The following is a 21,043-nucleotide window of genomic DNA, read 5'->3' as shown; positions in this document are numbered from 1 at the left end:
CCCGCACCGCGCATCGAGGTGAGACGTGGATCCACGGTTCGACCTGCCGCTGTACACCCGCGCCGAGGTGGCGCTCCATCTCGGGCTGCCGGCCACCACGCTCGGCGACTGGCTGCGGCTCGGCCGCCATCGGCTGGTCCGACGACGGGTACGCCGGCACCCTCCGGCTGGTGATCTACCCGGACATCGACGTGATCGTCGACCCCGCACGCGCCTACAGCCGCCCGCTCGTCGACGACGTCCCGGTCGAGGGACATCCTCACCGAGATCCGCCGTACCGCGACGTCGCCGCCAAGTTCACTCTCGAGGACTTCGAACTGGAGGCGCTGATCCGCCCCCACCTCCGCCCACCCGCCTTCCGCAGAGCCCCGCAGTTCGAACCCCCGGCCGAAGCACTGCTCTGATCACATCTTCGTCAGCCTCCAGCGTTGGCACGGCCCGTTCCAGTAGTGCCAGACGATCAGTTGGTCGGCCTTCGTGTCCACACATCGCGGTACGTCGAGGGTGAACCCGGTGTCGGCCTGCTGGATCGTCCACGTTCCGTCGATCGCCGGTTCGACGCGCCAGCGCTGGCACTCGGACTGGTCGGCCTGGAGCACGATCACCTGTGCCGCTGCCTGCCGGGAGCAGCCGAGCAGCTGCAGCGCGGTGTTCGTCGACGGGTCGACGATCTGGTAGATGTCGTCGCCGAGCGGCTTGAACTGCCAGCGCTGGCACGAGCTCGCCGGGATCCAGTCCCAGGTCCGCACCCCGGACGCCGGCGTGCAGTCCTTGATGTCGAGCACGTAGTCCTTGTCGTTCGGTTGCAGCACCACGCCGACCTTGTACCGGCCGTCGAGCTGTGTGGAGTTGAGAGCCGCGCGCAGGATCCACTGCTGCTCGGGGACCGCGGCGCAGGTCCGCTGGATCACCGCGTTGCCGTTGCCGGTACCGGCGTTCTGCACCGCCGCACACTTGCCGCTGTGCGCGAAACGCAACCGCACGACGGTGTCGTAGCTACTGCCCTCGACATAGTCGAGCAGGACCTGCTGGTTGCCGGTACCAACGCACTTCCACTGCACGAGCGGGGCGTCGTCGGCCGTGCTCTGATTGCCCACGTCGACACAACGCGGTGACCCGTCGAGCGATGCGCCGTTCACGTGCACCATCTCCAGTTGGTACTGCTCGGTGCCCGCGACCGGCACGACCCGGAACCGCTGGTGCAGTCCGCCGAAACAGTCCCACTGCTGCACGACCGCCGGGTCGGTCTGGCTCGCGCCGGCCACCTCCATGCACTTGCCGCTGTTCCGCGACACCAGTTCGTACGTTCGCGGCTCGATGTCGTACTTCGGCCCGGTTCCCGCGCCGACCGCCGCCTCGCTCCAGTCCTGGACCGGCGTACCGAACCCCGTGCCGCTGGACGGCAGGCGCGAGACCTGGCGGCCGCCGCCGTCGAGTGCGGCGACCAGCGCGGCGTCGTCCTTGCCGTCCTTGTTGAAGTCGCCGACCTGCAAGGAGGTCCGCAGCGGGTCCCAGCCGGCACCGGTCCACCAGTCCGACACCGTGTAGGCCGTACCGGTGGAGCGGAACACCTTGAGCGAGGTTCCGGAGCCGGTGTCGTAGATCGCGACGATGTCGTCCTTGCCGTCGCCGTCCACGTCTCCGACGACCGGATGGCCCTTGTCGGCGCAGTAGTCACCGTCGTACGCCGACTTCGCGGCGCCGAACGCCGTACCGGACGACGGGTACACGTCGATCGCCGTCCGGCAGCCGCTGATCTTGCGGACGACGGCGAAGTCGTCCTTGCCGTCCCCGTCGACGTCGGCGACCACGGGCTGGGTCAGGGCCCACTCGCCGCCCGCGGCGGTCGTCTGCAGCCACTGCACCGGTGCGGCCAGGTTGCCACCGGGGAACACCAGCACGCGCCACGTCCCGTTGCCGGTGTTCAGCTGGACGACGATGTCCGAGATCTTGTCGCCGTTCACGTCCCCCGACGTGACCCGGGCGCTGGCGATCGTCCAGTCCGCCGCCGCGGCCTTCCAGACCGGCGTCGGCGGCGGGTCGTACCGGTTGCCGTCCGAGTACATCGGATAGAGCGCCGGCCGTCGTCCGGGCTCGTCGCGGAAGAACGCCACGTCGGAACGGCCGTCGTTGTTGAAGTCGCCCTGCACCGGCAGGCTGCGGGACAACGCGAACCCGCCGTTGATGCCGCTGTCCCACGACAGCGTCCCGGTCGCGAACGCACCGCTCAGACTGTCGACGTTCCAGATCCCCGTCCGTCCGTTTCCCTGGTCCAGCACCATCACGACGTCGGCCGCGCCGTCCCCGTTCACGTCGCCGCGGATCCGCGGCGCCGTCCCGTTGGACTTGGCGAGCATCGTCCACGACGCGTACGCCGGTTGCCCGTTCTGGTCGAGGCTCGGGTTGCCGGCCCGGTCGACAGCCCTGACGAAGAGCTTCCGGCTGGTGGCGGGCACGCTGACCGGGAGGTCGGCGGTACCGTCCGGCTTGGCCTTCACCGTCAGCAGGATCCGGTCCTGCGTGAAGCCGTACCGGTACTCCGTGACGTCGGTGTCGCCGGCGGCCGGTGAGAGCTTGACGATGCCGACCTCGCGAGCCGGCCGCCCGGGCAGCCCGTCCGGGAAGTCCGTGGAGGACAGTGCCGGTACGCCGGGACTGGTGGCGTCGAGGACGAAGTAGCACCGTGGACTTGCCGCCCCGAACTCGATGCCGTCACCGGCGACCTGATCGTTGCTGCGGGCGACGTAGTAGTACGGCGTACCCTCGGTCAACGTGCCGTCGGGGACAGGGGCCCAACTGAACGCGGCGCCGTTGCCGGTGATCGCTGTGTCCTGCTGGTAGACCGTGCTGTCGTCCGCGACGCGGTGGAGCTCGAGGCGGTTCACCAGGTTGTCGCCGTCCGGGTCGCTCCCGACGGCCGAGAACGTCGGCGTGGGGTCGTTCACCGCGGTCGGTGCCGTGGCGGTGCCGCAGGACCGGGGGGAGTCGAAGTTGACCTTCAGCGGGGCGCGCGGCGGGTTGTTGTAGGTGACCACGATCGTCGCGGTCTCGCCGTGGAATCTCTTCCACTGTGTCTCGTCGCCCTCGTTCGGGGCCCGCAGGCCGAGCGAGATCGAGGACTCCCGTCGATCCGCGACGCCCTGCAGCAGGGCCGTGAGGGCGGGCGAAGCGAAGCCCATCGACATGTCCGGCTGGTGGCCGGTCCAGGCGTTGCCGCTCGCGGTCGCCAGGTACTGCGGCCAGCCGGTGTTGTTCCAGGTGACCGGGTTCGCCCGGCTGATCGGAGTGGTCCGGTACAGGTCGGTGGGCGTCGGGCTTCCGGTCGGGGAGTGGTCGAGCACGATCGTGAACCGTGCGTCGATCACCCGGGCGCCGGCGATCCCGGTCGTGGCGAGCTGGAAGACCGAGCGGTACGTGTCGGTGTCCGGCCCCCACGCCTGACCGACCTTCGCCCCCTGGTCGCGATCGTAGGCCCAGTAGTCCTGGTCCGGGTGGACCAGGTCGACGTGCGTCCACAGGTCGTCCGCCGGGTCGGACCACGACGGGTCGATGGTCACCGGATAGCGTGTCGCCGCCGAGGTCAGCATCGCCTGATCCGGTCGCACGGTCAGGACGCCGCCCTGCAGCGTCGAGCCGGCCTTGACGGTGATCGGTTCGGAGCCGGAGTCCCACATCAGTGCCTGGGGCGCGGCGAGTACCACGTGTCCGCGGCGGTCGGCGGCGAGCGTCGTACCGTCGGGCCTCGCGGTGAACGTGAGTCCGCTGACCTTGAAGCGCAGTTCGCGGAGCGCCGGGTTGCTCGCCGCCGCCCGGTTCTTGACGATCAGCGCTTTCGAGAATCCGGTCGGCTCGGCCCGCAGCCGCAGGTCGACACCGGGCAGTACCTCGGCGTACGTCGCGGTGTCGCCGCGCAGCGTCGGCTTCGGCAGCACACCGGGCCAGCCCATGCGGAGCGATCCCAGGCTGACGAGCCCGTCGCCGGTGCCGCCGTCGGAGAAGGTCAGGCCTTTGGCGTCGGACGCCGGGTGGACCCGTCCGTCGATGCCGACGGTCAGCGTGGAGTCGATCGCCGGCGTGGCGTGCTGGACGAGTGTGTGCGTGCCGTCCGGATTCACGAACACCTGCCGTGACGCGGTCCGCAGCTGTGGCAGCTCCACCCGTTCGCCGGTACGTGCGGCCTGGCCGGACGGGCCGTCCGGCGTGACGATCGGCGGGGTCGCGACCGAAGGCGGTGACTGGGTCAGCACCAGTGGAGCGGCGGCGGCCAGCACGGCCAGTACCTGCGTGATCCGGAATGTGCGCACTGCGGCCCCCCTGGGTTCGACAGCGTGTGACGACGCGGTCACGATGACATCTGCAGCGAGTCTGTGGAAGGCCTTTCGAGCACCGTCGAATCCGCCGGTCGAGGCCATTCGAACACCGTCGAAATCGTTGCCGGGCCCGCGATCCCGAGGGTGCACTGGCGGCGTCCCGCCGCCCATTTCAGGGGGAACTCATGCGTTATCGCCGGCATTTGCTGCTGGCCTCGACGGCGGGGGTTCTCGCCGTCAGCCTGGTAGCCACCACACCCGGGGTCGCGCCCGCCGCGCAGTCTCCGGCGAAACATACCGCCAGTCACGGCAAGCCAGCCCGGGAACCGTCCGTCCCGACCGAGAACCTGCCGGCGAAACCCGGCCTGCCCGACCGGGATTCCGAACACACGATCACCGCGGTCGACCAGCCGCAGTGGCCGGCGCCCGGCCGGGCCGAGGTCGCCGTACCGAAGCCGCAGGCGCAGTCTGTCGACTGGGTCACGGTGCTGGCCGGGAACGCCGCCGCCACGACCATCGGCCCCGCCGTGCAGGCAGGCGCGTTGCCGATCCGGATCGGACCGACGGCGGCCGCGAACAAGGCGGCTGCCAGGTCCGCGGACGATACAGCCGTCGCGGCGTCGCCGTCGAAGGTGGCCGTCGAACTGCTCGGCCGGACGGGCAACGAGTTGCGCTTCCGGCTCAACCGGGCCGACGGCGTCATGAAGACCGGCAAGGTGTCGTTGCGGCTGGACTACAGCGGCTTCCGGCAGGCGTTCGGCGGCGACTGGTCGACCCGGCTCCAGGTGGTCAGTGTTCCGGACTGCGCAGGCTGTACGCCGGTCCGGCTGCCGTCGCACAACGACGGCAAGGGCGAGATCTCGGCCGACGTACCGGCAGGTGCCGCGCCGGAGACGTTCGCCCTGAGCGCGGCCGCATCAGGTCCGGCGGGCGACGGTACGGCGACCTCGCTGACACCGACCGCGACCTGGCAGGTCGGTGGCTCGTCCGGCGACTTCAGCTGGTCGTATCCGATGCAGGTGCCCCCGAGCCTCGGTGGTCCGAAGCCCACACTCGCACTCGCCTACGCGTCCGGATCGGTGGACGGGCGGACGACCGCCGCGAACAGCCAGGCGTCCTGGGTCGGCGCGGGCTTCGAGTTCGCGCCCGGCGGCACGATCGAGCGCCGGTACGCGTCCTGTGCGTCGAAGACCGAGCAGAAGGGCAACAACGGCACCGGCGTCACCGGCGACTTCTGCTGGGCGACCGACAACGCGACCTTCACCCTGAACGGCGCCGGCGGGGAACTCGTGCTCGACGACCAGACTCAGACGTGGCACTCCCGCACCGACGACGGGCTGACGATCGAGAAGCTCTCCGGCGCGGACAACGGCGACGGCGGACCGGCCACCGGCGTGGCTGCCAAGGGGGAGTACTGGCGGATCACCGACAAGTCCGGGACGCAGTACTTCTTCGGCCTCAACAAGTTGCCTGGGGCAAGCGGTTCGACGAACTCGGCGTGGACGGTCCCGGTGGCCGGCAACAACCCGGAGGAGCCCTGCCACGCGACGGCGTTCGTGGACTCGTTCTGCCAGCAGGCCTACCGCTGGAACCTCGACTACGTCGTGGATCGGCACGGCAACACGATGAGCTTCTACTACGACGTCGAGACCAACAAGTACGGCCGGGCGGGCAAGTCGACGCTGGTCGCCGACTACGTGCGGGCCGGCAACCTGAACCGGATCGAATACGGCCAGCAGGCGGGCAAGCTGACCGACAACACAGCCAAGGTCGCGCGGGTCCGGTTCGAGACCGCCGAGCGCTGCCTCAAAGCCGGCAGCTGTGTCGCGTCCGACTATGTGGACACGCCGCTCGACCAGGAGTGCACCAGTACCACGAACTGCGGCGATCTGCTGTACCCGTCGTTCTGGACGAAGAAGCGGCTGTCCCGCGTCGTCACCGAGGTATGGCGGGGTACGGCGTACCAGCCGGTGGAGTCCTGGACGTTCCGGCAGAGCTTCCTGGACCCGAACGACGTCGGCCGGAGCGGGATGCTCTGGCTCGAAGGCATCACCAGCACCGGGCTGGTCGGCGGCTCGAAGGCCCTGCCCGAGGTGAGCTTCGCCGCGCAGTTGCTGCCGAACCGCTTGATCGGCCCGGATTCGCAGGGCCAGCCCGCGCTGATCTGGCCACGGATCAAGACCATCACGTACGGCACCGGCGGACAGGTGGCCGTGAACTACCTCGGACCGGACTGCACGGTCCCGACCGACCTTCCGCCGGTCGACAACAACGGCAAGCGGTGCTACCCGATCAAGTGGACCCCGAAGGACCAGGCGGAACGTCAGGACTGGTTCGCGAAGTACGTGGTGAACCAGGTCACCGAGTCCGACCTGGTCGGCGGCACACCCGGGCAGGTGACGAACATCGCCTACCCGGAGGCCCCGGCCTGGCGGCACGACGAGGAGGACGGGCTGGTCGAGGTCGACCGCAAGACGTGGTCGCAGTGGCGCGGCTACGAGAAGGTGAAGGTGACGACCGGGAACGGCACGGACGGCCCGGCCACGGTCAAGCTGAACATCTACTACCGCGGCATGGACGGCGACGTCCGGCAGGACGGGTCGGTGAAGAGCGTCGACGTGACCGACTCCACCGGCGCCAAGTCCGCGGACCTGAACCCGTTGGCCGGCAAGCTCCGCGAGCAGACGACGTACTCAGGGAGCACGGTCGCCGACCGGTCGATCACCGACGAGTGGGTGTCGAAGGACCCGACCGCCACCCGAGTCAAGCCGTGGGGTACGACGAAGGCGTACCGGGTGCAGGACAAGGCGATCCGGCAGGATCAGGCGGTCGGGAGTGGATGGCTGCAGAGCTCGTCGGCCAACACGTACGACGAGACGACCGGCCGGTTGACGGCGAAGTCGGACCTGCGCAACCTCGCCGATCCGAACGACGATGTCTGTACCCGGTACGAGTACTTCGGCAACCCGGCTGCCGGGATCGCCGAGCTGCCGTCGCGGGAGCAGACCGTCAAGGTGGCCTGTGACAAACCGTGGACGAACAAGGACGTACTGTCCGACACGAAGACCAGCTACGACCCGGCGAACGGGGACAAGCTAGCGGTCCAGCGACTGTCCGGGTTCGACGCCAGCGGTCAGCCGACGTACCAGACCGTGAGTACGGCGGACTACGACGCCTTCGGGCGTGTCCGGCACAGTAACGACGCACTGCAGCGGACGACGACGGTCGACTACACACCGGCTGCCGGTGGCCCGCTGACCACGACGAAGACCACACAGCCGAACGGACAGGCCGCGACGAGCACTCTGGATCCGGCGTGGGGTGAAGAGGTCGCCGTCACCGACGTGGCGGGCCGCACCACAAGGACCACGCGTGACCCGCTCGGGCGCTCCGTCCAGACCTGGCTGCCAGGCAACACCTCGTCGACTCCGAACTCGGCCACCGACTACTCCAACGAGCCTGGTAAGCCCGGGGTGGTCTCCACGATGTCGCTGCGCGCCGACGGCTCGACCGAGCTGACGCGGGAGTTCAGCGACGGCCTGATGCGCCGCCGCCAGACCCAGTCCGAGTCCGCCGACGGCATTGGCCGGATCGTCACGGACTACATCACCGACAGCCGGGGTCAACAGGTCAAACAGAACGGCCCGTACGCCAACGACGCGCCGATCGGCTTCGAGATCGTCAAACCGACCGACGAGAAGGAGGTCCCGGCCCAGAAGCTCACGTCGTACGACGCCCTCGGCCGTCCGCAGCAGGAGTCGTTCCTGTCGCTGGGCGCCACGCAGTGGACCCGGACGCACAGCAACGGCACCGGTGTCGAGACGATCGAGCCGCCGGCCGGCGACCAGGCGACGACCCGGATCACCGATCTGCAGGGCCGTCTCGTCGAACTGCGCAGCTACCACGGGAACAAGGCGACCGGTACGTACGACAAGACCAGCTACACGTACACGCCGGCTGGTCAGCTCGCGAGCGTCACGGACCCGGCCGGAAACGTCTGGCAGTACACGTACGACGTCCGTGGCCGCAAGATCGAGGAGAACGACCCGGACCGCGGGACGACGACCTACACCTACAACGACCTCGACCAGGTGGCGACCACGACCGACGCCCGGAAGGTCACGCTCACCTACGGGTACGACGACCTCGGCCGGCAGGTGACGGTGAAGAACGGCGACACCCTTCTGACCGAGTGGAAGTACGACACCATCAAGCCCGGCTCGCTCACCAGCGCGACGCGGTACGTCGGCGGCAACGCCTACACGCTGCGCTACACCGGATACGACGACGCCGGGCGTCCGACCGGTACCGAGCTCGTCATCCCGGACTCCGAGGGCAAGCTCGGCGGAACGTACCCGGTCAGTACGACGTACACGGCCGACGGACAACTGAAGACCACGACCATGCCGGGTCGCGGCGGTCTGCCGGACGAGACCGTCACGGTCGGGTACGACCAGCGCAGCCGGCCGATCAGCCTGACGGGCGCGTCGTCGTACGTGAGCGAGACCGACTACACGCCGTACGGCGAGACCAGCCGGATCCAGATGGCGAACGCCGACAATTGGGCGGAGCAACTGTTCGAGTACGAACCCGGATCGCACCGGTTGTCGCGGTCCAGCATGCTGACACCGAACGGGTACGAGTCGGACGTCCGGTACGGATACGACCCGGCCGGCAACATCGTCAAGGCGACCGACACCCCGACGACCGTCGACGCCAAGGACACCCAGTGCTTCGGGTACGACGACTACCGGCGGCTGACGCAGGCGTGGACGCCGTCCAGCGGTGACTGCGGCCCGGTACCGGACAAGAACGCCCTCGGCGGCCCGGCACCCTACTGGTACAGCTGGACGTTCGATGCCATCGGCAACCGGAAGAGCGAACAGCGGATCACCCCTGGCGGCCAGACCAACGCCACGTACGAGTACCCGGCCACCGGGCAGCCGCAACCACACGCCGTGCAGAAGGTGACCACCACCGGCACCGGCGGCACCCGGGTCGACCAGTACGGGTACGACGACGACGGCAACCTGCAGACGCGGACCAAGGGAGGTGTCACGGACACCCTGACCTGGACCGACGACGGCAAACTCGGGGAGCTCGCCGGCAACGGCAAGACCAGCTCGTCCATCTACGCCGCCGATGGCACCCGCATCCTGCGCAAGGACGCCGGCGGTACGACGTTGTTCATCGGCGACACCGAACTGCAGCTGAAGCCGGACGGATCGCTGGTCGGCACGCGGTACTACGCGCTGGGCGACCAGCAGGTGGCGGTACGCACCGGGAACAAGGTCACCTGGGTCAGCGGCGACCACCACGGCACCATGACCGTCTCGGTCGACGCGGACACACTGGCGGTGCAGCGTCGCCGGATCACGCCGTACGGCGAGGTGCGCGGCACCGCCCCGACGGCGTGGCCGGGCCAGCGGGGCTTCGTCGGCGGAGTGCAGGACGACCAGACCGGGCTGGTACACCTGGGGGCGCGCGAGTACGACCCGGACAGTGGCCGGTTCATCTCGGCGGATCCCCAGTTGGACACCGAGGATCCGCAGCAGATGAACGCGTACGCGTACGCCAACAACAGTCCGGTGACGTTCAGCGATCCGGACGGCCAGCGGTACGTGACGGAGACGGTCACCACGCTCCGAGAAGTGGTCAAGGTGGTCTACAAACGGATCACCGAGGAGAAGGAACGGCTGGTCCGGCACACCCGGCTGCTGATCCTGTCTGTCGGCCTGTACCTCGCGTTCCGCGCGATGGGCTGGAACTCATTGGCCAACGCGCTGCTCGTCTACGCGTCGTACGTGGTCCGCGAGATCGTTCGCATCACCCGCACGATCCGCGAACTCGTGAAGGTCCAGGAACGCGTCACCCGCAAACTCAAACGCTGGGTAGGCGACGCCGAAGCGAAAGACCTGGACCGCATGCTCAGACAGTCGAAGGACACGTTGGCAGCCGCCGAGCGGATAGCGGCCCGAGCCAACGCCGTCCTCACCTGGGCCTACCAACTCCGAGCTGCCAACAGTCAGGGTGGTGGCGGTAGTGGCGGAGGTAGTGGTCGCCCGCCGATCGACATCGGGAACAACGACCCCGGCGACCTGCCGTGGCCGACCGTGTTCACCGGCGGCTTCGCGGGAAAGAACATCGGCGACTTCTTCGGCGAGCTGACGAAGGGGAGCACCTGGAAGGACATCTTCGTGAAGTTCAAAGGCAACATCGCGGGGCTGGTGGTGACCAGTTGGCTGCAGATGGCCTGGAACGACTCGAACGAGCCGGGAGGCTTCAACGTCCCGAAGGCACTCTCCTGGACCGCTCCGTTCCCACGGTTCATGTACTGGCTGTACCAGATGGACTCGCCATTGCCACAGCGGCCTGACAACACCGATCCGAAGTCTGGGTGTGGCGTGTATGCGATGGGGGCCGGTTCGCGTTGTTGACGCGACGGTGGAGGCGCCCGATTCGGGTGCCTCCACCGTTCGTCAGTGGCGGTCGTCGCGGATGCGTTTGGCTTTGCCGAGGGAGCGTTCGAGGGCGTGCGGTGCGACGATCTCGACGGACGCGGTGACGCCTACCCGGTCCTTGATGCGGTGGGCGAGAGTCGAGGCGGCCGCGGATCGGTCGGTCAGGTCGGGGGCGGCTTCGACCTGGACGGTGAGTTCGTCGAGGCGGCCGGGGCGGGTGAGGACGCACAGGTAGTGCGGGGTGAGGCCGGGGACCAGCAGGATCTGTTCCTCGATCTGGGTGGGGAAGACGTTGACGCCGCGGACGATCATCATGTCGTCGGTACGGCCGGTGATCTTCTCCATCCGGCGCATCCCGGGGCGCGCGGTGCCGGGGAGCAGGCGGGTCAGGTCGCGGGTGCGGTACCGCAGTACCGGGAACGCCTCCTTGGTGAGCGTCGTGAACACCAGCTCGCCCTCGGACCCGTCGGGCAGCACCTCGCCGGTCACCGGGTCGATGATCTCCGGGTAGAAGTGGTCCTCCCAGATGTGCAGGCCGTCCTTGGTCTCCACGCATTCCTGCGCGACGCCCGGCCCCATCACCTCGGACAGCCCGTAGATGTCGACGGCGTGGATCCCGGTCCGTTCCTCCACCTCCGTGCGCATCGCCTCGGTCCACGGCTCGGCGCCGAAGATCCCGATCCGCAGCGAGGTGTCCCGCGGGTCCAGCCCGCGGCGTTCCAGTTCGTCGACGATCGACAGGAAGTACGACGGGGTGACCATGATGATCCGGGCGCCGAAGTCGCGGAGCAGATCCACCTGCCGCTCGGTCATCCCGCCCGAGATCGGTACGACGGTGCACCCGAGCCGCTCGGCCCCGTAGTGCGCGCCCAGCCCGCCCGTGAACAGCCCGTACCCGTAGGCAACGTGGCACACGTCCCCGGCACGCCCACCCGCCGCGCGAATCGACCGCGCCATCAGATCGGCCCAGTTGTCCAGATCCCGCCGCGTATACCCGACCACAGTCGGCCGCCCGGTAGTGCCGGACGAGGCATGCACCCGCACCACCTCAGTTCTGGGCACCGCAAACATCCCGAACGGGTAGTTGTCCCGCAAATCCTTCTTGGCGGTGAACGGCAGCCGCGAAACATCCGCGAACGACCGCAGATCGCCGGGCTTGAAGTCGAGCGCATCCAGCGCGGCACGGTAATGCGGCACGTTCTCGTACGCGCGCCGTACGGTTGCCTGCAGCAACGACAGTTGACGACCGCGGAGCTCGTCGACGGACAGTTGCTCGCCGGGGTCCCGCAGTTCCGAGGGGCAAGGTTCACCGAGCACGAACGACTCCTAAGGACGGGCGAGCAGGGTCGCGATGCCCTGGCCGACGCCGATACACATGGTGGTCAGCGCGTACCGGGCGTCGCGGTGGCGAAGCTCCAAGGCGGCGGTGAGGGCGAGGCGGGCGCCGGACATCCCGAGCGGGTGGCCGAGGGCGATCGCGCCGCCGTTCGGGTTCACGTGCTCCGCGTCGTCGGGCAGGCCGAGCTCCCGCAGCACGGCGAGCGACTGCGACGCGAACGCCTCGTTCAGCTCGATCACCTCGATGTCCGGCAACGCGACGCCGGTCCGCTCGAGCAGCTTCCGGGTCGCCGGCGCCGGCCCGATCCCCATGATCCGCGGCGGCACCCCCGCGGCAGCAGTCCCGACCACCCGAGCAATCGGCGTCACCCCGTACCGCTCCACCGCCTCCCCGCTCATCACCAGCAAAGCCGCCGCCCCGTCATTCACCCCCGAGGCATTCCCAGCCGTAACAGTCCCAGGCGATCGGAAAGGAGTCTTCAAACCCGCCAAAGCTTCGAGCGAGGTTTCACGGGGATGTTCGTCGGCATCGACAGTCGTCACCGCGCCCCGTTTCCCAGGGACGTCGACCGAGACGATCTCCTCCGCCAGCCGCCCGTTCGCCTGCGCCTTCGCGGCCCGCTGCTGCGACCGCAACGCGAACAGATCCTGGTCCTCGCGCGACACGTTGAACTCGGCGGCCACGTTCTCCGCCGTCTCCGGCATCGAGTCGATCCCGTACTGCGCTTTCAGCACCGGGTTCACGAACCGCCACCCGAGCGTGGTGTCGTGCACCTCCGCCTGCCGCGCGAACGCGGTCGTCGCCTTCGGCATCACGAACGGCGCCCGCGACATCGACTCCACCCCGCCGGCCACCACGATGTCGTTGTCTCCGGCAATGATCGACCGGGCCGCGTACGCGACCGCGTCCAGCCCGGACCCGCACAGCCGGTTGATCGTCGTACCGGGCACCGAGTCCGGCAGCCCGGCGAGCAGCAGCGCCATCCGGGCGACGTTCCTGTTGTCCTCGCCGGCCTGGTTCGCGCAGCCGAGGACCACGTCGTCGATCCGGGCCGGGTCGAGCGCGGTCCGGTTCAGCAGTGACGAGACGACGTGCGCGGCGAGGTCGTCGGGCCGGACCGCCGACAGCGCCCCGGCGTACCGCCCGATCGGCGTCCGTACGCCGTCCACCAGAAACGCCTCGCGCATCAGGACTCCTCCGGAATGATCGTGCCGGACAGTTGGCGGCTGCGGCCGCGGAACTCGGCGATCACTTCGTCGCCGCGGGTGACCGTGATGTCGTAGATCCCGTTCCGGCCGAAGCTTGTTCGCTCGGAAGCCGAAGCGACCAGGACGTCGCCGCGGTGCGCCGGGGCGACGAACATGATGTCGCAGGCCTGCGCGACCGTGACCCGGTTGCGCGAGTTGCACGCGAACGCGAACGCCGAGTCGGCCAGACTGAACACGAATCCACCATGCGCGAGTCCGTGCCCGTTGACCATGTCCTCGCGGACAGTCATCTCGAGCCGCGCGGTGCCCTCGCCGACGTCGACCAGCGTCATCCCGAGCCCGGCGCTGGCGGTGTCCTCCGCCCACATCGCCGCGGCCACCCGCGCCGCCAAGTCACTCATAGGTCACCCCAAACTCTTGTGACACCCTGGTACCGATTGCGCCATTGACTGTAACATCGCAGACATGACCACGGACCTGCTCTCCTCCCACCGTGAGCGCCTCGACGGCGCGCTGAAGGCGATCCACGACCGCGGCTACCACTCCGCGTTCCCCGAGTCGCCGAGCCCCCGGGTGTACGGCGAGACCGCGGCCGCGGACGGCAAGACGGCGTTCGAGGCCCATCTCGGTACGGCGTACGCCCTGGACATCCCGGGTGCGCGCGGCACGGTCGTGACCGAGCAGTCGCCGTACGGGATCGCCATGGACGTCGCGTACCCGCGGGTGGTCGAGGACGGTCTGGACGAGCTGATCGCGGCCGCCCAGCAGGGGATCGCGGACTGGCGGCGGGCCGGGATCGACGGGCGGACCGGCGTCGCGCTGGAGATCCTCGACCGGCTGCACCAGCGGATCTTCGAGCTGGCGAACGCGGTCCAGCACACCAGCGGGCAGGCGTTCGTGATGGCGTTCCAGGCCGGCGGCGCCCACGCGCTGGACCGCGCGCTGGAGGCGGTCGCGTACGCGTACGAGGAGATGAACCGCTACCCGGCGACCGCGACCTGGGAGAAGCCTGCGAAGGGCGACCCGATCCGGATGGAGAAGACGTTCACGGTCACCGGCCGCGGCGTCGCGCTGGTGATCGGCTGCAACACGTTCCCGACCTGGAACTCATGGCCCGGCCTGTTCGCCTCGCTGGTCACCGGCAACGCCGTCGTGGTGAAGCCGCACCCGCTGGCCGTGCTGCCGCTGGCGATCACGGTCGAGGTCTGCCGCGAGGTGCTCGCTGAGGCCGGCTTCGACCCGAACCTGGTCACGCTCGCCACCGAGCGCGCCGGCGACGGCCTGGCCAAGCCGCTGGCCCAGCGCCCCGAGGTGAAGCTGATCGACTTCACCGGCGGCAGCGAGTTCGGCGAATGGCTCGAGCAGAACGCGACGCAGGCCACCGTCTTCACCGAGAAGGCCGGTGTCAACGCGGTCATCGTCGACTCCACCGACTCCTTCAAGGCGCTCTGCAACAACCTCGCCTTCACGCTGAGCCTGTACTCGGGCCAGATGTGCACCACCACCCAGAACCTGTTCGTCCCGGCCGGTGGGATCGAGACCGACGAGGGCCACAAGTCCTTCGACGAGGTCGGCGCCGGGATCGGGGCCGCGATCGGCAAGCTGCTCGGCGACGACGCCCGCGCGGTCGAGATCCTCGGCGGCATCGTCAACCAGGCCGTGATCAGCCGGCTCGAGCTGGCCGACGAGTACGGCGACGTCGTCCTCGCGTCCCGCGCGATCCAGCACCCGGCGTACCCGGACGCGGTCGTCCGTACGCCGTTGCTGGTCGCGATCGACGCCGCGGACGCCGACGTCTACGGGCGGGAGTGCTTCGGGCCGGTGTCGTTCCTGGTGAAGACGGCCGACACCGCGCAGTCGATCGAGCTGTTCCGGTCGACCGTGACCGAGGACGGCGCGATGACCGCCGGGATCTACTCGACCGACCCGAAGGTCCTCGACGAGGCCCGGGACGCGGCCCTCGACGCGGGTGTCGCACTGTCCGAGAACCTGACCGGCCAGGTGTTCGTGAATCAATCGGCCGCTTTCAGCGATTTCCACGGCACCGGGGCCAATCCGGCGGCGAACGCGACATACACCGACGGCGCTTACGTTGCGAGTCGCTTCCGCGTCATTCAATCTAGGCGTCATGTGTGAGGCCTTGAATCCAGAGAACCTGCGCGAAGCGCTTGCCTATTACGACAGCTGGCTGAAGTACAACCAGCACTACCAGCGGATCCCGGGGGTCCAGGTCGCGGTGTACGCCGGCGACCGGGTGGTGTTCTCGGCCGCGTACGGCCACGCCGACGTGGAGAACGACGTACCGCTGACCGACCAGCACCTGTTCCGGATCGCGTCGCACTCGAAGACGTTCACCGGCACCGCGATCCTGCAGTTGGTCGAGCAGGGCCTGCTGCGGCTGGACGACAAGGCGGCGCAGCACGTCACCGAGCTCGCCGGTACGCCGATCGGGGAGCGGACCGTCCGCGAACTGCTCGCGCACGCCGGCGGTGTCACCCGGGACAGCCAGGACGCCGACTGGTGGCAGCTGGCGGCGGCGTTCCCGGACCGCGACCAGTTGCTCGGCGTACTGCGGGACGCGGAGTCGGCGGTGCTCCCGGAGAACGAGCGCTTCAAGTACTCGAACATCGGATTCGGGCTGCTCGGGCTGATCGTCGAGGCGGCCGGCGGGACGCCGTACAACGAGTTCGTCCAGAGGTCGATCGTGGACAAGCTCGGGCTGACCGGCCTCGGCCCGGAGCTGGACCCGGCGCGGCTGCCGGAGTACGCCGTCGGCTACAGCGCGCTGGCGTACGCCGACACGCGGGTGCCGATCGAGCACGTCGACACCCGGGCGCTGGCCTCGGCGACCGGCTTCTTCGGCAACGCGCGCGACCTGGTGACGTACTTCTCCGCGCACCTGCCCGGCGACGACCGGCTGCTCACGGACAAGTCGAAGCGTGAGATGCAGCACCCGCTGTGGACGACCGGGAGCGACGAGAAGGCGCGGTACGGCCTCGGGATCGCGGTGACGAAGGTCGGTGACCGGGAGGTGATCGGGCACGGCGGCGGGTACCCGGGCCACATCACCCGGACGCTCGTCGACCCGGAGAAGCGGCTGGTCGTGGCTGTGCTGACGAACGCGATCGACGGCCCGGCGTCCCAGCTCGCGGAGGGCCTCTTCCGGCTGCTGGACCTGGCCGAGTCGAAGGACCGCGGCGACGCGGCCGGTCTGGAGCGCTTCACCGGGCGGTTCGCGAACCTGTGGGGCATCACCGACGTGATGCTGCTCGGCGGCCGGCTGTACATCACCGACCCGTCCGGCCCGAACCCGGCCGAGGAGCCGATGCCGGTCGAGGCGGACGGCGACGCGCTGCGGGTCACCGGCGGCAACGGCTACAGCTCGTACGGCGAGTCGTACCGGTTCACGTTCGGCGCGGACGGGTCCGTGGAGTCGGTGCGCGGCTCCAGCGGACTCACCCTGCACCCGCTCGACACCTTCACCCTCCCGGAGCGCGTTACCGTTTCCACGTGAGTATTCACGGCGATCACCCGTTCCTGCCGCCCGAGTCCGAGCGGAGTCCGGTACGGCGGTTCCGCGGGCGGCTGGCGTCGCCGGTGGGGTTGTGGACGACGGCGTACGAGGGGAAACGGGCCGGGCTCACGGTGTCGTCGATGCTGGTCGCCGACGGGGAGCCCGGGTACGTGATCGGGCTGCTCGACCCCGACTCGGACCTGTGGGAGACGTTGCGGGAGGCAAGGACCGCGGTGGTGGCGCTGCTCGGCGAACCGCACCGGCAGCTGGCCGACGCCTTCGGGTACGTCGCGCCGGCGCCGGGCGGTCCGTTCAAGCTGATCGACTGGACCGACACCGAGTGGGGCCCGGCCCCGGTCGGCGTCAGCACCTGGGCCGGCTGCACGCTGGTCGACCCGGACCCGCCCGAGATCGGGTGGGGTCTGCAGGTGCAACTGGAGATCGCCCACGTCGAGTTCGGCGTGGACGACGTACCGGCCCTGGCTCACCGCCGCGGACGGTACGTGACGATCTAGCCCTGTTGACGAGCGTTGGCTAATGCCATTAGCCTCTGGGCTATGGTTGTTAAAGGGTCGCTGACGCCTGCTGCCGTGGTCGAGGTGGCGCTGGGCGTCGTCGACGAGCACGGGCCGGACGGCCTCACGCTCGCCGCCGTCGCGCAGGGCTGCGGGGTCGCCACACCGTCGCTGTACAAGCACGTGGCGAACCTCGGAGAGCTCAAGGCACTCGTCGGGGTCCGGGTGCTGGAGGACATGACCGAGCAGTTCACCGCCACCGTCCTGGGCATGGGTGGTGACGAGGCTGTCACCGCGCTGATGCACGCCTATCGCGCCTACGTCGCCGCGCACCCGAAGCGATACGCCGCAATGCCGATGGACCCGCTGCACGATCCGCTGCAAGAGGTGGCGGGGAAGAAGCTGGTCGGCGTCATGTACGCCACCTTGCGCGGTTACGGGCTCGAGGGACCGGCCGCGGTGCATGCCACCCGGCGCCTGCGGGTGCTCGTCCACGGCTTCGCGTCCGTCGAGGCGGCAGGCGGCTTCGGCCTGCCCGAGGACCTCGACGAGACCTACGACCAAATCGTCCGGATGTATCTCGCCAGCCTGAGGAACGAATCATGAGGATTCCGCTGTCCGTCGCAGGAGTTCTGTTCCTGCTCTACCCCGCCCTCCGACCCTGGGAGGACGAGTCGACCACGTCCGGCGCCGCGGCCGCGATGGGCGCCACCGCCTGGGTCGTCGCCCACCTGTGCGCGATGATCGGCTTCATCCTGGTCGCGGTCGCGTTGCTGAACATCGACCGTACGGCCGCGGTGGTGTTCTGGATCGGCGCCGGCCTGACGCTGCCGTACTACGGCGCCGAGGACTTCGGCCTGCATGCGATGGCCAACCAGCCGAACATCCTCGACCTGGCCGAGAAGGTGCGCTACAACCCGTTCGCGATGACGTTGTTCGGCGCCGGGCTGCTGACCATGGCGGCAGGCGCGATCATCGTCGCGGTCCGGCTTCGTACCGTACCGGCCATCCTGTTCGCGGTCGGGTTCGGGCTGTTCCTGCCGCAGTTCTTCGGCCCACCGGCACTGCGGATCGGTCACGGCGCACTTCTGGCCGTCGCGTGTGTGTGGCTCGCCTGGAGCGCCAAGCGGGTCGAGAGGGTCCCGGTTCCGGCCTGATCTAGTGTGAGCTCCATGCGTGCCACCGTGATTCATGGAGCGTTCGACGTACGGCTGGAAGAGCGGCCGGATCCGAAGATCGACGGGCCAGGGGACGCCGTGGTCAAGGTCGTTGCCTCGTGCATCTGTGGCTCGGACCTGTGGCCGTACCGCGGCGAGAACCCGGTGCGGACGCCGCGGCCGATCGGGCACGAGTTCGTCGGCATCGTCGAGGAGATCGGGTCCGAGGTACGCACGGTCAAGCCGGGCGACTTCGTGATCGCGCCGTTCGTGGTCAGTGACGGGACCTGCCCGCACTGTCTCGCCGGGTACCAGACGGCCTGCCAGAACCTGGTCGGCTACGGCAGCGCGAAGGCCGACGGCGGACAGGGCGAGTACGTGAAGCTCCCGTACGCCGACGGCACGCTGATCGCGACGCCCGACGTACCGGACGACTCGCTCGTCCCGTCGCTGCTCACGCTGTCCGACGTGATGGGCACCGGCTGGCACGCGGCGCGGTCGGCCCGGGTACGGGCCGGCGACACGGTGGTCGTCGTGGGCGACGGCGCGGTCGGGCTCTGCGGCGTCCTCGCGGCATCCCGGATGGGCGCGGAGCGGGTCGTTGCCCTGTCGCGGCATCAGGACCGGCAGCAGTTGGCGACGGAGTTCGGTGCCACGGACATCATTGCCGAACGCGGCGACGCGGCGCGGGACGCCGTCCTCGAGCTGACCCACGGCGTCGGCGCCGACGCCGTGCTGGAGTGTGTCGGTACGGCGCAGTCGATGACGACCGCGTTCGACGTCGCGCGGGCCGGCGCCACGGTCGGGTTCGTCGGCGTACCGCACGGGGTCGAGGTGCCGATCAAGACGATGTTCGGCCGGAATGTCGGGCTGAACGGCGGGGCCGCCCCGTGCCGGGCCTACCTGCCGGACCTGATGGCCGACGTACTGGCGGGAGAGATCGATCCGGGGCGGGTGTTCGACTCGGCGATCCCGCTCGCGGACGTGGCCGACGGGTACGCCGCGATGCACGAGCGGCGGGCGATCAAGGTGCTGCTCCGGCCCTGACGTTGTGCGCAACAGCTCTGTTCGAACCGGGAATGTGCGCGCTCTCACACTGTCAACCCGCACGGGGTCACGGCTGCGCAACGCGCCTGCGCGGAACGTTGACACTCGCGAGTAGCAGTTCCAGAGTGGGGGCGGTCAAGGGGGCATCGTTGTCACAGGCGGCTCCATCAATTCGATCGGAGAGTGAATCATGCGTGGTGGTCTGAGTAAGACCCTGGCGCTGGTGGGTGCGGCGGGTCTTCTCGCGGTGAGCGCCTGCGGGAACAGCAACAACAGCAGCGGTGGCGGCAACTCGTCGGCGAGCAAGGACGTCACTGTCTTCACCTGGTGGGCCGACGGTGGTGAGAAGGCCGGTCTGGACGGCCTGGTGTCGGTGTTCGGCACCGCGTGCAAGGACTACAAGTTCGTGAACTCGGCCGTCGCCGGCGGCGCGGGCTCGAACGCCAAGCAGGTGCTGGCGAACGACCTGCAGGCGGGCAAGCCGCCGTCCACGTTCCAGGCGCACGCCGGCGCCGAGCTGAAGGACTACATCAACGCCGGCCAGGTGGACGACATCAGCCAGCTGTACAAGGACTTCGGGCTGGACAAGGCGTTCCCGCAGAACCTGATCGACAACCTGACGGTCGACGGCAAGATCTACTCGATCCCCGCCAACGTCCACCGGGCGAACGTCGTCTGGGCGAACCCGACCGTGCTGAAGAAGGCGAACCTCGACGGCACGAAGGCCCCGGCCAGCGTGGATGCGTGGATCGCCGATCTGACCAAGCTGAAGGCTGCCGGCGTCACCGCGCCGCTGGCGATCTCCAAGGGCTTCGCCCAGGAGATGCTGGTCGAGGCCGTGCTGCTGGCCGAGCTCGGTCCGGACAAGTTCAAGGGTCTGTGGGACGGCAAGACCGACTGGGCCGGCGGCGACGTGACGGCGGCGCTGAACAAGTACAAGACGCTGCTGACCTTCACGAACACCGACCGCGAGGCGATCGACTGGCCGGACGCGCTCGGCTACGTGAACTCCGGCAAGGCCGGCTACACCCTGATGGGTGACTGGGTCGCCGCGCAGCAGGTGGCGGACAAGGTCCCGGACACGGCGTACACCTACTGGCCGGCCCCGGGCACCGGGGGCGACTTCCAGTTCCTGTCGGACTCGTTCACGCTGCCGACCAACGGCGCGGACCCCGACGGCGCCAAGTGCTGGCTGAAGACCGTCGGCTCGGCCGAGGGCCAGAAGGCGTTCAACACCAAGAAGGGCTCGATCCCGGCCCGTTCGGACGCCAACCCGGCGGACTACCCGAAGTACCAGCAGTCGGCGATGGCGGACTGGAAGAGCAAGACGATCGTCCCGTCCTGCGCCCACGGTGCGGCCTGCACGCTGGGGCAGAACAACGACATCCTGTCCGCGCTCAGCCAGTTCAGCGGCAGCCCGGACGTCGCGAAGCTGCAGACGGCGCTCGGTACCGCGATGAAGACGAGCTGATGCAGGTCGAGTTGCGGAACC

At 69.1% G+C, this 21,043-nt stretch carries 13 protein-coding genes; 9 read left to right on the top strand and 4 right to left on the bottom strand.

Features of this window, described 5'->3' with window-relative positions:
* The first annotated feature begins 170 nt into the window (after nt 1-170).
* Nucleotides 171-404, top strand: a complete 234-nt coding sequence (locus tag ACFV9C_RS00355; protein ID WP_380189394.1) for a hypothetical protein — start codon at nt 171-173, stop codon at nt 402-404.
* On the opposite strand, the gene ACFV9C_RS00350 is transcribed toward ACFV9C_RS00355, so the two are convergent.
* Nucleotides 405-4,304, bottom strand: coding sequence for an RICIN domain-containing protein (locus ACFV9C_RS00350; RefSeq protein WP_380189392.1), 3,900 nt, complete (start codon nt 4,302-4,304; stop codon nt 405-407).
* A gap of 191 nt (nt 4,305-4,495) precedes the next feature.
* On the opposite strand from ACFV9C_RS00350, the gene ACFV9C_RS00345 reads away from it, so the two are divergent.
* Nucleotides 4,496-10,747: an RHS repeat domain-containing protein gene (locus tag ACFV9C_RS00345; protein WP_380189390.1), complete on the top strand. Its 6,252-nt coding sequence runs from the start codon at nt 4,496-4,498 to the stop codon at nt 10,745-10,747.
* Nucleotides 10,748-10,789: 42 nt separating this feature from the next.
* On the opposite strand, the gene paaK is transcribed toward ACFV9C_RS00345, so the two are convergent.
* The 3 genes from paaK to paaI are packed head-to-tail and all read right to left on the bottom strand — an operon-like array spanning nt 10,790 to nt 13,719.
* Complete coding sequence (paaK, locus tag ACFV9C_RS00340; RefSeq protein ID WP_380189388.1) at nt 10,790-12,088, bottom strand: phenylacetate--CoA ligase PaaK; 1,299 nt, start codon at nt 12,086-12,088, stop codon at nt 10,790-10,792.
* 9 nt (nt 12,089-12,097) lie between these two features.
* A complete protein-coding gene (gene pcaF, locus ACFV9C_RS00335) occupies nt 12,098-13,297 on the bottom strand; it encodes a 3-oxoadipyl-CoA thiolase (protein WP_380189386.1) in 1,200 nt (399 codons plus the stop codon).
* Nucleotides 13,297-13,719: a hydroxyphenylacetyl-CoA thioesterase PaaI gene (paaI, locus tag ACFV9C_RS00330; RefSeq protein ID WP_380189384.1), complete on the bottom strand. Its 423-nt coding sequence runs from the start codon at nt 13,717-13,719 to the stop codon at nt 13,297-13,299. Before paaI ends, pcaF begins: the two co-directional genes overlap by 1 nt.
* A gap of 64 nt (nt 13,720-13,783) precedes the next feature.
* Between paaI and paaN the strand changes: the two genes are divergently transcribed.
* From paaN to ACFV9C_RS00295, 7 genes are all read left to right on the top strand, one after another.
* Entirely contained in the window at nt 13,784-15,454 is a 1,671-nt protein-coding gene (gene paaN, locus ACFV9C_RS00325) for a phenylacetic acid degradation protein PaaN (protein WP_380189382.1), read from the top strand.
* On the top strand, nt 15,447-16,832 hold the full coding sequence (locus ACFV9C_RS00320; protein ID WP_380189379.1) for a serine hydrolase domain-containing protein: 1,386 nt from the start codon (nt 15,447-15,449) through the stop codon (nt 16,830-16,832). The genes paaN and ACFV9C_RS00320 overlap by 8 nt, the downstream gene beginning before the upstream one ends.
* A complete protein-coding gene (locus ACFV9C_RS00315; RefSeq protein WP_380189377.1) occupies nt 16,829-17,347 on the top strand; it encodes a flavin reductase family protein in 519 nt (172 codons plus the stop codon). The genes ACFV9C_RS00320 and ACFV9C_RS00315 overlap by 4 nt, the downstream gene beginning before the upstream one ends.
* Nucleotides 17,348-17,389: 42 nt before the next feature.
* Entirely contained in the window at nt 17,390-17,953 is a 564-nt protein-coding gene (locus tag ACFV9C_RS00310; RefSeq protein WP_380189375.1) for a TetR/AcrR family transcriptional regulator, read from the top strand.
* Nucleotides 17,950-18,504 carry a hypothetical protein gene (locus ACFV9C_RS00305; protein ID WP_380189373.1) on the top strand — a complete coding sequence of 185 codons (555 nt, stop codon included), beginning with the start codon at nt 17,950-17,952 and terminating at the stop codon, nt 18,502-18,504. Before ACFV9C_RS00310 ends, ACFV9C_RS00305 begins: the two co-directional genes overlap by 4 nt.
* A 15-nt stretch (nt 18,505-18,519) precedes the next feature.
* Nucleotides 18,520-19,551 (top strand): zinc-dependent alcohol dehydrogenase family protein, encoded by a 1,032-nt coding sequence (locus ACFV9C_RS00300; RefSeq protein WP_380189371.1) that lies wholly within the window; start codon nt 18,520-18,522, stop codon nt 19,549-19,551.
* A 190-nt stretch (nt 19,552-19,741) separates the two neighbouring features.
* Nucleotides 19,742-21,022 (top strand): ABC transporter substrate-binding protein, encoded by a 1,281-nt coding sequence (locus ACFV9C_RS00295; RefSeq protein WP_380189369.1) that lies wholly within the window; start codon nt 19,742-19,744, stop codon nt 21,020-21,022.
* Nucleotides 21,023-21,043: the final 21 nt, after the last annotated feature.

This window comes from Kribbella sp. NPDC059898 (assembly GCF_042730855.1).
In the GTDB taxonomy this organism is placed as follows: domain Bacteria; phylum Actinomycetota; class Actinomycetes; order Propionibacteriales; family Kribbellaceae; genus Kribbella.
Note: the sequence above shows the minus strand (reverse complement) of the source record. Positions and strands in the feature narration are given on the sequence as shown.

Coding starts and splice junctions, on each gene's coding strand:
- ACFV9C_RS00345 (WP_380189390.1), top strand. CDS start 4,496: ATGCGTTATCGCCGGCATTTGCTGCTGGCCTCGACGGCGGGGGTTCTC.
- pcaF (WP_380189386.1), bottom strand. CDS start 13,297: ATGCGCGAGGCGTTTCTGGTGGACGGCGTACGGACGCCGATCGGGCGG.
- paaI (WP_380189384.1), bottom strand. CDS start 13,719: ATGAGTGACTTGGCGGCGCGGGTGGCCGCGGCGATGTGGGCGGAGGAC.
- paaN (WP_380189382.1), top strand. CDS start 13,784: ATGACCACGGACCTGCTCTCCTCCCACCGTGAGCGCCTCGACGGCGCG.
- ACFV9C_RS00320 (WP_380189379.1), top strand. CDS start 15,447: ATGTGTGAGGCCTTGAATCCAGAGAACCTGCGCGAAGCGCTTGCCTAT.
- ACFV9C_RS00310 (WP_380189375.1), top strand. CDS start 17,390: ATGGTTGTTAAAGGGTCGCTGACGCCTGCTGCCGTGGTCGAGGTGGCG.
- ACFV9C_RS00305 (WP_380189373.1), top strand. CDS start 17,950: ATGAGGATTCCGCTGTCCGTCGCAGGAGTTCTGTTCCTGCTCTACCCC.
- ACFV9C_RS00300 (WP_380189371.1), top strand. CDS start 18,520: ATGCGTGCCACCGTGATTCATGGAGCGTTCGACGTACGGCTGGAAGAG.
- ACFV9C_RS00295 (WP_380189369.1), top strand. CDS start 19,742: ATGCGTGGTGGTCTGAGTAAGACCCTGGCGCTGGTGGGTGCGGCGGGT.